This window comes from Pseudomonas putida (assembly GCF_002025705.1).
Classification (GTDB): Bacteria; Pseudomonadota; Gammaproteobacteria; order Pseudomonadales; family Pseudomonadaceae; genus Aquipseudomonas; species Aquipseudomonas putida_J.
Window position 1 is genome coordinate 4,640,511 of record NZ_CP018846.1, and the last position, 12,456, is coordinate 4,652,966.

General features: G+C 63.1%; 10 protein-coding genes. 5 read left to right on the forward strand and 5 right to left on the reverse strand.

Features of this window, described 5'->3' with window-relative positions:
• Positions 1-3: 3 nt before the first annotated feature.
• From BUQ73_RS21090 to BUQ73_RS21105, 4 genes are read right to left on the reverse strand one after another with little or no spacing between them, the layout of a single operon-like run.
• Entirely contained in the window at positions 4-1,452 is a 1,449-nt protein-coding gene (locus tag BUQ73_RS21090; RefSeq protein ID WP_079229530.1) for a GspE/PulE family protein, read from the reverse strand.
• On the reverse strand, positions 1,452-3,386 hold the full coding sequence (gene gspD / locus BUQ73_RS21095; protein WP_416171832.1) for a type II secretion system secretin GspD: 1,935 nt from the start codon (positions 3,384-3,386) through the stop codon (positions 1,452-1,454). Before gspD ends, BUQ73_RS21090 begins: the two co-directional genes overlap by 1 nt.
• Before the next feature lie 21 nt (positions 3,387-3,407).
• Positions 3,408-3,833: a pilus assembly protein PilZ gene (locus BUQ73_RS21100; protein ID WP_079229531.1), complete on the reverse strand. Its 426-nt coding sequence runs from the start codon at positions 3,831-3,833 to the stop codon at positions 3,408-3,410.
• On the reverse strand, positions 3,830-5,470 hold the full coding sequence (locus BUQ73_RS21105) for a lipoprotein UxpA (protein ID WP_079229532.1): 1,641 nt from the start codon (positions 5,468-5,470) through the stop codon (positions 3,830-3,832). The genes BUQ73_RS21100 and BUQ73_RS21105 overlap by 4 nt, the downstream gene beginning before the upstream one ends.
• Positions 5,471-5,693: 223 nt before the next feature.
• On the opposite strand from BUQ73_RS21105, the gene BUQ73_RS21110 reads away from it, so the two are divergent.
• The gene (locus BUQ73_RS21110) at positions 5,694-7,757 is read left to right on the forward strand and encodes a PhoX family protein (protein WP_079229533.1); all 2,064 of its coding nucleotides are present in this window, start codon (positions 5,694-5,696) and stop codon (positions 7,755-7,757) included.
• Between the two features lie 134 nt (positions 7,758-7,891).
• Here BUQ73_RS21110 and gspK read toward each other — a convergent pair whose 3' ends face one another.
• Positions 7,892-8,857, reverse strand: coding sequence for a type II secretion system minor pseudopilin GspK (gspK, locus tag BUQ73_RS21115; protein ID WP_079229534.1), 966 nt, complete (start codon positions 8,855-8,857; stop codon positions 7,892-7,894).
• Between the two features lie 145 nt (positions 8,858-9,002).
• Between gspK and tatA the strand changes: the two genes are divergently transcribed.
• From tatA to BUQ73_RS21135, 4 genes are all read left to right on the forward strand, one after another.
• Positions 9,003-9,236, forward strand: a complete 234-nt coding sequence (tatA, locus tag BUQ73_RS21120) for a twin-arginine translocase TatA/TatE family subunit (RefSeq protein WP_079229535.1) — start codon at positions 9,003-9,005, stop codon at positions 9,234-9,236.
• A complete protein-coding gene (tatB, locus tag BUQ73_RS21125; RefSeq protein WP_079229536.1) occupies positions 9,236-9,526 on the forward strand; it encodes a Sec-independent protein translocase protein TatB in 291 nt (96 codons plus the stop codon). The genes tatA and tatB overlap by 1 nt, the downstream gene beginning before the upstream one ends.
• A complete protein-coding gene (gene tatC, locus BUQ73_RS21130) occupies positions 9,523-10,266 on the forward strand; it encodes a twin-arginine translocase subunit TatC (protein ID WP_079229537.1) in 744 nt (247 codons plus the stop codon). The genes tatB and tatC overlap by 4 nt, the downstream gene beginning before the upstream one ends.
• A 112-nt stretch (positions 10,267-10,378) precedes the next feature.
• Positions 10,379-12,415 carry an HET-C-related protein gene (locus BUQ73_RS21135; protein ID WP_079229538.1) on the forward strand — a complete coding sequence of 679 codons (2,037 nt, stop codon included), beginning with the start codon at positions 10,379-10,381 and terminating at the stop codon, positions 12,413-12,415.
• Positions 12,416-12,456: the final 41 nt, after the last annotated feature.

Below are 12,456 nucleotides of genomic sequence, written 5' to 3' on the forward strand. Positions count from 1 at the left end.
CGGTCAGCCCTGCACCACGCGCAGCACTTCGGCCAGGCTGGTTTCGCCGCGGGCCAGGCAGTCGCTGGCCATCGCCACCAGGCTTTGCCGGCGCTCGGCCAGGTAATCCTGCATGGCCAGTTCGCTGGCGCCGTCGTACAGCAGGCCGACCAGGCCGGTATCCAGTTCGATGAATTCGTAAAGCCCCAGGCGGCCGACATAACCGCTGCCCTGGCACTGCTCGCAACCGACCGCGTGATAGCTGCTGTGCAGTGCCGCCAGTTCCGGCCACAGGGCGCGCTCGGCCGGCTGCAAGGGTTGCGCAACCGCACACTGGCACAGCCGCCTGACCAGGCGCTGGGCCAGCACCCCGCGCAGGCACGAGGCGATCAGGAACGGCTCGATGCCCATGTCGCGCAAGCGCGTGACTGCACCTACCGCGCTGTTGGTGTGCAGCGTCGACAACACCAGGTGACCGGTGAGGCTGGCCTGCACGGCAATCTGCGCGGTTTCCTGGTCGCGGATTTCACCCAGCATGATCACGTCCGGGTCCTGGCGCAGAATGGCGCGCAGGCCACTGGCGAACGTCAGGCCCGCACGCGGGTTGATGGCGGTCTGGCCGATGCCGGTGATGGCGTATTCCACTGGGTCCTCGACGGTGAGGATGTTGCGGCTGCCGTCATTGAGGCTGTTGAGGCTGGCGTATAGCGTGGTGGTCTTGCCCGAGCCGGTCGGGCCGGTGGACAGGACGATGCCGTTGGGCCGCGCCAGGCAACTGCGCAAGCCCTGCAGCACGGCAGCGGGCATGCCCAAATTGCCTAGCGCCAGCAGGCTGGCCTGCTTGTCGAGCACCCGCATCACCACGCGCTCACCGTGGATGCCTGGCAGCGTCGACACCCGCACGTCCACTTCCCGGCCGGCCGCGCGCAAGGTGATGCGGCCATCCTGAGGCTGGCGTTTCTCGGCAATGTCCAGCCGTGCCATGACTTTGATCCGCGACACCAGCATCGCCGACAGTGCCCGTGGTGGTCGTAGCACCTCGCGCAGGTGGCCATCGACGCGCAAGCGCACCACCAGGCTCTGCTCGAAGGTTTCGATGTGAATGTCCGAGGCACGCAGCCGCAGCGCCTGGCCGAACAGGCCGTTGATAAGGCGGATCACCGGGGCTTCGTCGTCACTTTCGAGCAAGTCCTCGATACGCGGCATTTCGCTCATCAGGCTGTCGAGGTCGACCTGTTCGCCGATACCTTCGATCAGCGCTTCGGTCGCGCCGGCGCCGGCTTCATAAAGCTGGCCAAGGCGCTTGTCGAACTCCGCAGGCTCAAGGTATTCCAGCGCCATGGGCCGGCCATGCACGCGCAGCAATTCCTGCAGCTGGTCGCTGTCGGCGTCGCTGCGCAGCCACAGGTGCCAGCCTTCTTCAGCCGCAGCCATGGCCAACCCGGCCTGCCGGGCCAGGCGATAGGGCAACATCACCAGTTACCACCTTCAAGGCGCGCGCGGCTGGCGGGAAACACCTGCAGCAACGGGGTGCCTTCGGCCAGGTCGGGCAACTGCAACGGCGTGGTCTGCTGCAAAGTGCGGTATTTGTCTTCGCTCAGGCCTGCCAGGCTCGGCCCATCGCGCAGGATGCGCGGGCGGATGAACACCATCAGGTTCTGCTTGGTGTTCTTGCTGGCGTCGGAACGGAACAGCCGGCCCAGGCCGGGAATGTCACCGAGAAACGGCACGCGCTGGTCGCTGGTGCTGAGTTCGTCACTGATCAGGCCGCCGAGGATGACCAGGCCATTGTCCTCGACCATGACCTTGGTCTTGATCTCGCGCTTGTTGGTGATCACGTCGCTGGCAGCCCTGGAATCGGCGATCGACGAAACCTCCTGGACGATGTCCAGGCGCACGCTGTTGTCGATGTTGATCTGCGGCTTGATGCGCAGTTTCACGCCGACTTCCTTGCGCTCGATGGTCTGGTAGGGGTTGGCGTTGTTCTGGGTGACCGAGCCGGTCACGAAAGGCACTTCCTGGCCGACCAGGATCGACGCCTCGGCGTTGTCCAGGGTCAGCAGGGTTGGTGTCGACAACAGGTTGAAGCCGCTCTTGCCCTTGAGGGCGTTGATCAGCATGGCGAAGTTGAAACCGCCGCCGATATGACCAAAGCCGGCCGTGGCACCGGTGGTGGACGACAGCAAATCGCCCAGTGCCTCGTTGTCGCCACTGGCGGCAGCGCCGGCGATGTTGGCAATGTTTACCCCGTTGCTGCCGAAGTTGACGATGCCGGCGCCAAACTTCTCGTCGGCGAACAACCACTGCACGCCCAGCTCCTGGGCGCGGCTGTCGGACACCTCGGCGATGATCGCCTCGACCACCACCTGGGCGCGGCGGATGTCCAGCTGTTCGACGATCGAACGGTAGGCCGCCAGTTCGCTGTCGGGGCCGACCATGACCACGGCATTGGTGCCTTCTTCGTATTCAAGACGGATGCCGGAGTCACTGGCGGCAGCCATCACCGGGCGCTCCTTGCCCTCGCCTTCGCCAGCCGCTTCGCCGGGCACTGCACCTTCCTGGCTGAGGCCGCGCAGCACCTTGACCACTTCAGCCGCATTGGCGTGGCGCAGGTACATGACCTGAGTATTGCTGTTGTGCTGGTTGTCGCTGGGGCGGTCGAGCTGGCCGAGCAATGCCCGCACCCGCTCGGTGCTGCCGCGTACCAGCAAGGCATTGCTGCGCGGGTCGGCGACCACTTGGGTGCTGTCGGCGCCCTGCTCGCGGGCCAGCAAGCGGGTGAGCAGCTGGGCGGTGTCGGCAGCACTGGCATGGCGCAGCGGCATTACCTGCAGCGGCTCGTCACTGACCTGGTCAAGCTGACGCAGCAGGCTGTCGATACGTTGCAGGTTGCTGCGCCAATCGGTGACCACCAGCAGGTTGGCCGCGGGGTACGGCGTGATCACGCCGACACGGGGGTCGATCAGCGGCTTGAGGATGCCGAGCATCTGTTCGCTGGCGGCATTGCGCACATTGAACACCCGGGTGGCCACACTATCGCTGCCCTCGCCTTGTTTGCCCGCTGGCTCGACCGGCACCGGCTCCAGGCGTGCGGCCTGGTCAGGGACGATCTTCACGCTGCCGTTGGGCAGGTCGACAGCGGCGTATCCCTGGGCGCGCAGCTGGGCGAGGAAGATGTCGTAGATGGCATCGGCATCGTGGCGGTCGACGGTGCGCACGGTGACCTTGCCTTTGACCCGCGGGTCGACGATGAAGGTGGTACCCGTGATGCGCGATACGCTATCGATGAATTCGCCCAGTTCGGTGTCGACGAAGTTCACCTCGTACAGCGGCGTGCCGTTGTCATCGAAGGTTTCCGGCTCTTCTGCCCAGGCGAGTGACAGGCTCAGGCTCAAGGCCGCGGCCACGCAGTATCTGGCAAACATCATTCATCCTTGGCGCTTGAAGCCGGTCACGGCGGGGCGTGGCGGCCAGGGCAGGCGTTCGCGCCGCCCCTGGTTGTCGAAAATCAGGCCATCGGCGTCGATGTCCTGCAATACGATGCCGGGTGCCAGGCGCTGCCCACGGCCGAGTGTGCGCACCTGCTGGCCATAGCGCAGCACTACCACACTGGCCGACAGCGGCTGGGCCTTGAGGCCGCCGAGGTACTGCAAAGGCAGGCGGGTGATGGCGATTGCGCCGTCATCTGCGGCGGGCTGCCAGTGGCCGATCAGCAGGCCTGGCAGCGGGGTAGCGGCGACCTGTGCCGGGCTGGCCGGTTGCGGCTGGCGCCCCAGCTGCAGCACGCATTGGGCGGCCAGCCAGCCGGCCAGGGTCAGCAGGCCGCCGGTCATCACGCGTGAAGCCAGGCTCACGAAACAGCCTGCCGCGGGTGCCAGCCTGGGTGGCCTTGCACGTAGCGCACCTCGGGCAGTTGCAGTGCTGCCAGCTGCCAGTCGGCCTTCTGCCGCGTCAGCCAGCCCTCGACCCGCTGCCACAGGGGTTCACCCGCCCGGGCTTCGAATTGCAGGCCAAAGGTGCGGCACTGGCCCTGCAGCGCGTCGATACCGGTGATGCGCTTGCCTTGCGGGCTGTAGCTGACGCGCCAGGCCTGGCCCTGCCAGCGCGGCAGGTCCTGGCTGTTGTCGAGCAGCAGCGGGTCACCAAACAGTTGCTCGGCGGCATTCTCCAGCACCTGCTCAACTTGCCGGGCCGGGGCCTCGACTACCGGTGCAGGGTAGCCACCGGTCAGGCTGATCAGGTGCTCGCGGGTAATGGCTTCGCCCGCCGCCAGCGGGTAGTCATAGCGCAGGCCTGGCAGTAGCACTGGCATGCTGCCGTCATCAGCCAAAGCCTGGTGCAGAAGGCGGTCCCAACTGCCGCCACGGGTGTCGCGCCGCCACAGGGCCTGCGGCGCGTGCGCCAGCGGCTGGTCGAGCCATGCCGCGTGGCCGGCACGTTGCTGGTGCAGTTCATCCCGCAACTGGCTGGCGCGCATCTGCGCGGCGGGGGCCAGGTAGCGCTCAAAAGCCGGGAAGAACTGCCCGTCGAACTGCCATTGCCCGGCGACCTGCTGGCAACGTAAACGGAATGCCCCGCTACCACGGCAGCCGGCGAACAGCACTGGCACCCGACGGCCAGTGGCCTGGGTGACCTGTACCGGTGCCGGCCACAGGTCCTGGCCACGGGCACAGAGCAGTACGTCGGCTTCAGTCAGTCGCTCGGCCAGCCACAGGCCCGGCCCGGTGCCGACATCGGCCATTGCCACAACCAGGTCAGCCTCGCGCCGCGCTTGCTCGAAGGCCGGCAGCAGTGACTGGTACCACTGTTTCAGGGAGGCCTTCTGGTCCTGGGCGTAAGGGTCTGTGACGCCGACCACAGCGATGCGCGCACCGCCGCGCTCGAAGACATGCAGGGCCTCAAGGTTCAGCGACTTGCGCTGATCGCCCGCGAGCCCGGCAGCGAGGGTGATGGCGGACGACTGGCGGTAAAGCGCCGCGCTGCGCTGGGGCCAGAGCACGCGTTCATCACTGCTGACCCGCGCTTCGCTGCCCAGCAGTTGGCTGCCTTGCACACCGCTTTCGCCTTGGGTGAGGTAGGCCAGGCCACTGCCATTCCAGCCTTGGCCGTTCTCCAGGGTCAGGCTGTTGCCCGCCCCGGCTTCGCCACGCAGTTGCTCCAGCAACGCTGCCAGCACGGCATAGCCACCCAGCTTGACGCCCGCCGTCTGGTTGGCATCGAGCAAAGGCGCCAACTGAGGGTAGGCCAGGCTGGCACTTGACCCCGTCATCCACGGTGCCCGGCCCAAGTGGCTGACCGGGCCCAAACGGGTGGCCGGCACTACCGGCAGACCCGGTTGCCGCGCATCGAGGGTGTCGGCGACGTACAGCAGATCTACACTGGCGCTGCCACCACCCTGGCCTGGCAACGCAGAGCAGGCGCCGAGCAGCGGTGCCAGCGCACCGACACCCATCCAGCTGATCAATTCGCGCCTGTTCACACTGCTTGCCATCGGGCCCGCCATCCTTATCCGAGTTCTCGTTGGGCCCCGGATGTTGCGGCGTTGGCATGACAGTTTAATGGCAGAAATCCGACAACATTCCAAATCGATCTGTCTGGATTTGTAATAAGAACTTACAGTTTTAAAAACCCGTTAATAATTCTGCCAATGAATCATCACAGTAGCGCCCTAAAGTCGCGGTTTCCTCCAACTCAGCCACTATAAGGACACCCTGATGAGTCGAGATACCGGCGATAACCTGGACCGCAACCAAAGCGGCAACCTGCCGATGGCCAGCGTCATGGACGCTTACCTGAGCCGTCGCAGCGTGATGCGCGGCAGCCTGGGCGCCGCCATTGCCATGATTGCCGGTACCGGCCTGACCGGCTGCTTCGACAGTAGTGGCGGTTCCGATGACGATCCGGTCACAACCGAGCCACCGGTGACCAAACCCGAAGAGCCGAAGCTGGCCCTGGGCTTCCAGTCCATCCCTGGCTCGCGCACCGACGCCTGCGTGGTTGCTGCCGGCTACAGCGCCTACGTGCTGGCCCCCTGGGGCACGCCGCTGAACAGCAACGGCAACCCGTGGAAATCGGACGGCAGCAACACCTCGACCGACCAGGCCAATGCCATGGGCATGCACCACGACGGCATGCACTTTTTCCCGATCAACGGCAGCTCCGAAGACGGCCTGCTGGCGATCAACTTCGAGTACATCGACACCGCTGCCCTGCACCCCAACGGCCCGACCACCGACGCCAGCGGCAAGCGCCCGGCCGAGGAAGTGCGCAAGGAAATCAACGCCCACGGCGCTGGCGTGGTGCGCCTGCAGAAGGTCAACGGCCGCTGGCAGGTGGTCGACAACGACCCGCTCAACCGCCGCTTCACTACCGCCTCACGCATGGAGCTTACCGGGCCGCTGCGCGGCACCGAGCACGTCAAGACCAAGTACTCGACCGATGGCACCCACTGCCGCGGCACCAACAACAACTGCGGCAACGGCTATACCCCGTGGGGCACCTACCTGACCTGCGAGGAGAACTGGCCGGGCATCTTCGTCAACAAGGGCACCCGCCCGGAAGACCAGCGTCGCATCGGCGTCGGCACCTCCAGTGGCCAGTACAAGTGGGAAAGCGCTGCCGGTGACAGTACCGAAGTCGCCGATGAATTCGCCCGTTTCGATGTGACCGTCAAAGGTGCTGCCGCCACCGACGACTACCGTAACGAAGCCAGCACCTATGGCTACATTGTCGAGATCGACCCGTACAACAGCAGCACCCTTGCCACCAAGCGCACGGCCCTGGGCCGCTTCCGCCACGAAGGCTGCTGCCCGGGCCTGCCGGTGGTCGGCAAGCCGCTGGTCTGGTACATGGGCGACGACTCGAACAACGAGTACCTGTACAAGTGGGTTTCCACAGCCGTGTGGGATGCCGCTGACGCCAACCCGGCCGACCGCCTGGCCACCGGTGCCAAGTACCTGGACCAGGGCAAGCTGTACGTCGCCCGCTTCAATGCCGACGGTACCGGCGTGTGGCTGCTGCTCGATGTGAACACCGCCACTACCGCTGGCAGCACCCTTGGTGCGTTGTACGGTGACCTGGCAGGCATCATCCTCAACACCCGGGGTGCCGGCGATGCCGTGGGCGCCACGCCGATGGACCGCCCGGAGTGGACCGCTGTCAACCCGCTCAACGGCGATGCCTACCTGACCCTGACCAACAACAGCGCGCGTACTGCGCAAAAGGTCGATGCCGCCAACCCGCGCGGCCCGAACCGCCACGGCCACATCATCCGCTGGCACGACAGCGACGACCAGCTGAGCTTCACCTGGGACATCTTCGTGTTCGGCGCCAACGCCGCCGGTACTGCCGACATCAACCGCTCGGGCCTGACCGAACTCAACCAGTTCGCAAGCCCCGACGGCATGAGCTTCGATAGCCGCGGCGTGCTGTGGTTCGAGACCGACAACGGCGAGACCACCCTCACCGACTACACCAACGACCAACTGCTGGCGGTGATCCCCACCGACCTGGTCGATGCCAGCGGCAAGCAGGTGCCGATCAATGCCCAGAACCAGACGGCCTTGCGCCGCTTCTTCGTCGGCCCGAACGGGTGCGAGGTGACCGGCATCAGCTTCACGCCGGACAACAAGACCTTGTTCATCAACATCCAGCACCCGGATAACTGGCCGTATACCGACAAGGCCACCGATGCTACTCCGGCCGGGACCAAGGTACGGCCGAGGGCTACAACGGTAGTGATTCAGCGTAATGATGGCGGGGAGATCGGGACCGCCTGATTGATCTGTGCACCGGGGGCCGCTTTGCGGCCCAATCGCGACGCAAGGCCGCTCCTACAGGATTTGTGCGATCCCCTGTAGGAGCGGCCTTGTGTCGCGATTGGGCTGCAGAGCAGCCCTGGCAATCTCCAGCCTTACCAGGCCATCGGCTCACGGCTGCGCACCCGCACCTGTTGCGCCGGCACCCGGGCATGCCACTGCACCACCCCTAAAGCCTCCACCTGAAACTCGCTGCGCATCACCCTGCCCTGCTCCTCGAACGACAGCTGCAACAGATAATGCCCACTGTTGAGCAGCAAGCCTTCGCTCAACCGCTCGAATGTCTCGTCATCCACTGCCCCCAGCGCCTGGCGCAATGCCGAGGCATCCTCATACCCCGACGCCGGCCGCCCGCTGACAATACGGGCAAGCAACGAACGCGGGTAACGCCCCTCATACAACGCATCGAGCAACGGCAAGTGCTCCAGTCCAAGGGCATTGGCATTCAAGCGCCAGCCCGTGGTCTGCGGCAAGGCGCACAGCATCGGGTAACGGCGCTGGCGTGCGGCATCAGGCTCCAGCAGCAGGTTCAGCTCGCTGGTATCGAGCATCGGCTGGTTGGCCGCCAGCCGCGGCGGTTGCTGGCGCAGGTAATGGGCGCTTTCGGCCCCCTGCAGGCGGGCATCGCTGTCACTGTCGAGCCAGTCGGCCAGCGCATCGACCAGGCGCTCCGCAGCCATGTCGTCCCCCAGCAGGTGCTTGAGCTGGCGCTCGGCACGCTCGCCATCAGCCCCCAGCAACGCATTCACATTGAAGCAGGTGTGCTGGTCACGCACCCGCAACTGCGCCTGCCCGGCACCGAAATCGTACTTCAACGGTTGCCCGCGCAAGGCTTGCCAGAACAATGGGCTGAGCCGCCAGGCAGGGTCACGCAGGGCCTGTTCGGCATAGGCCAGGCCGGCCTGCTCCATCGCTCGCACCTGCACCCGCTGACGCAGCAGCTGCACATCATCCACTTGCCGTCGGCCATCCTCCACCAACCAGGCCATGCCTGCGGCGAGCATGGCCAGCACCACCATCACCATCAGCAGTGCCGCGCCCTGCTGCCGCTTGCCGCTCATCCCGCGCCCCTCTTCAATCAATGAAAGGCGCCAGTCAACACGCGGGTTGTTGCAGCCAGGTTGCAATGGCCTTGCAGTCATGTTGGCGTCATCTGCAAGCGGCAGGATTGGCCTTCATTTTCATGACCTTACAGGAGTGGTCGAAATGGGTGGCATCGGAATCTGGCAACTGGTGATCGTACTGCTGATCGTGTTCCTGCTGTTTGGCACCAAGCGCCTGAAGGGCCTGGGCAGTGATGTCGGCGAAGCGATCCAGGGCTTTCGCAAATCCATGGGCGGCGATCATGACGCCAGCGCACCAGGTGCCGCTCACGTGCAGCAGCAGCCACCGGTAACCGCCCAGGCGGCACAGCAGCCGCAAGCGGATCGCCAAGCCTGATGTTCGAGATCGGTTTCAGCGAGCTCTTGCTGGTAGGCGTTGTCGCGCTGCTGGTGCTGGGCCCGGAGCGCCTGCCGGTCGCGGCACGCACCTTGGGCCGGGGCCTTGGCCAAGCGCGCCGGGCGATGAACGGGTTACGCGCACAGATGGAACGCGAGATTGACATGCCGAACCTGGACAGCGCGCCCTTGCAGCGCCTGGAGCAGGAAATTCGCCAGGGCATCAGCCTCAAGGTGGAACCGGCCGGTGACGCCATACCCAGCAGCATCGCTCGGGAGAGCAGCCCATGAGCATTGCCCTGGACCCGGCAGCACGCATGCCTTTGACCGACCACCTGCGTGACCTGCGCAAGCGCCTGGTGCGCTGCCTGTTGTTGCTGGCGCTGGTATTCGCCGGGCTGTTTCCCTTTGCCCAGCAGCTCTACACCCTGATCTCGGAACCCCTGCGCCGCTTCCTGCCGGAAGGTGCCAGTATGATCGCCACCAGCGTCACTTCGCCGTTCCTCACCCCATTCAAGCTGACGGCGATGTGCGCGCTGTTCGTGGCCATGCCACTGTTGCTGCACCAGGCCTGGGGCTTTCTCGCGCCGGGGTTGTACCGCCGCGAGCGGCGCATCGCCCTGCCGTTGCTGGTGTCGAGCATACTGCTGTTCTATGCCGGCATGGCCTTTGCGTTCTACCTGGTATTCCCGATGATGTTCGGCTTCTTTGCCAGCGTGACACCAGACGGTGTGGCGATGATGACCGACATCAGCCAGTACCTGGACTTCATCATGGCGCTGTTCCTGGCGTTCGGGTTGGCCTTCGAGATTCCGGTGGCGACCTTCATCGTGGTCTGGGTCGGGCTGGCCGACGTGGCTACATTGCGCAGCAGCAGGCCTTACGTGATCGTCGGCTGCTTCGTGGTCGGGATGATTCTGACACCTCCAGACGTGTTTTCTCAGACTATGCTCGCGGTCCCCATGTGGATGCTGTTCGAAGTGGGGTTAGTTGCCTGCAGCTTGCTCAGAAAACCTGAAAGCAACAATTGACGCGTGAAGATGGCGGCCGTGTGGGCAATTAAAGCTGGAAGACATACCTGATGCCTGAAAAGTACAGAGCGGAACATGCTGGACGCCCTCTGATCAATGAAGGCAATAGATTATGCCCACCTCTGTTAAAGTTCCGACTCTGGCTTCCTTTGAAAGTACTCATGCTCTCGACCAATTGATGGGCATTGCGAAGACCACAAGCCAGCACACCTTTGAACTGACCTTGATGTCGATATACGGCTATGGGGTTCCCGTTGAGGCCATTACCAAACTACACGGTGACCTTCGGGCAAGCGCGGTAATCAATCCTGCTTATCGAATGGCAGAGGACAGTCCAAAGACAGCCCGCTACGACCGCGCTAGCCAAACCATCGAAGTTGGCCTTGCTGCGGTAGAACGAGCCCTGGAGCAACCGCAAACGACTCCATTGCTGCTGATGGCCATACTCAGGGCATTTGCTGATCACGTCGGGCATCTCATCGGCGCCGATGCTGCTGACAGCTCAACAAAAGAAGCAGCTGAACAGTATCTCGCCACCCTGGCCCTCCTCGATCGTTCAACCGGTAACGGAACAGTTATTGCAAAAATAGAAGGGGAAGATTTTTCCGAAACGATACTGCTCAATTTGAGCCTCCCCACGGAGGGCGACCAGGTCGATGGCGGGAGGACCAAGGAGAAGATCTTCCCGACACTCAGATTTGAAGCTGGCACAGGGAGCGGTTCAGACCAGTCTTTCGGCCATGAATCCATCGAAAAGGCTCTGGCAACTGCAGGTTTTACTCCTAAGCAGCGCAAAGCAATCTACTTCGGCAATTGGCTGCGCGATTACTCGCAATTGGTCGACCCCAAGCTCGTTCGTGCAGAACATGAACCGAAGGACTTTCCGCGCAAACTCTCAAGAGCCACCCTGACCAATCTTGTGGACTTCCTGGCGCTGAAGGAGTTTCACAGCCTCCACACTCCCCCTGAAGACCGCGAAAACTACAAGGTAACTACGCAAATGCTGGGTGTGTATCGGCCTTCCGAACATATCGACAACCCGCTTACCTTAGATGAAGCTACCGACCCTCAATCAATCGATCCAGACTTCGAACCTTTGCGGCAATCGGACCATGAATCCATGCAACTGGATCACGACCGGTCCATGTACCGTTATTTCGAGCCTGCCCAAGCCTACATGTACCAGAAGCTCATAGACGCTTCGATCGCGGGCCCAACGCCAGAAGGCATGCGCTTTTTCGGTGAAGCGCTGCATGTACTGGAAGACCTCTTCGCTCACTCGAACTTCGTCGAACTGAGCCTTCGCAAGGTCGGTCACACCGATGTACTTGCTTGGACAACACCAAAACAGTGCCGGCATGAACGGCCCTTGGTAACCGGCCTGTTCAGTGGGACTGATGTCCTTGCCAGTGTGCTCGAACCGGTAGCCAAGGTGCTGTTCCCCGCCAAGGGTCTCGACTACGTGCCTACCCTTCCGGGTGAACGTAGTGATAAAGAGCAAATGCTGTTGATCTTGCTCCGAGAACACGAAGACCCACAGTGGCTGCAGAAGTTGGAGGGCTACCTGGCCGTGCGCGACAAAGCGGCTGACCAGCCATGGTACAACTGGCTGGGGCGTGCGAACCATGTGGTGAAGTTACCGCTGAAGGCTATCAGCTATTTGATCGACCTGGTCTTCCAGAACTTGCTGAAATGGGCTGGCGACAACATCGATGATCTTCAACTGTTGCTGGGTAAGGATCCGAATATCGACGACGATACCCATCCGACCCATTCGCAGCTGGCAAAGGATCACGACACCCACCCATTTCATGCCCTGTCGTCGCTACTGGCGCAGTATGCGGTAGAGGAAGTGGGCCGTGCGATGTATCAGTATTGGCAGGGTGATACAGGAAGGGACCCGGCATCGTTGGCGAAGAGCTACTTCACACATCCTTATGTCAGTGACTGGCAGGACGATATCGTCCAGGCTTGGGCACTCAGGAATCAGGACAACATTAACGATGGATGTTCGAGCGGAAGTTTGAGCGAACGCCGAGCAGCGTATCAGCAGCAAGCTAGAGAAAGACTGAGAAACCTTGAAAATCTCAATCAGCATTCAACGATCAAAGATCTGGAAATACTTAACAACCTGTTACCATCCGGCTGAAGCGCCTTCTCAGCCTAAGCGGCAGCAACACCGTACCGGAT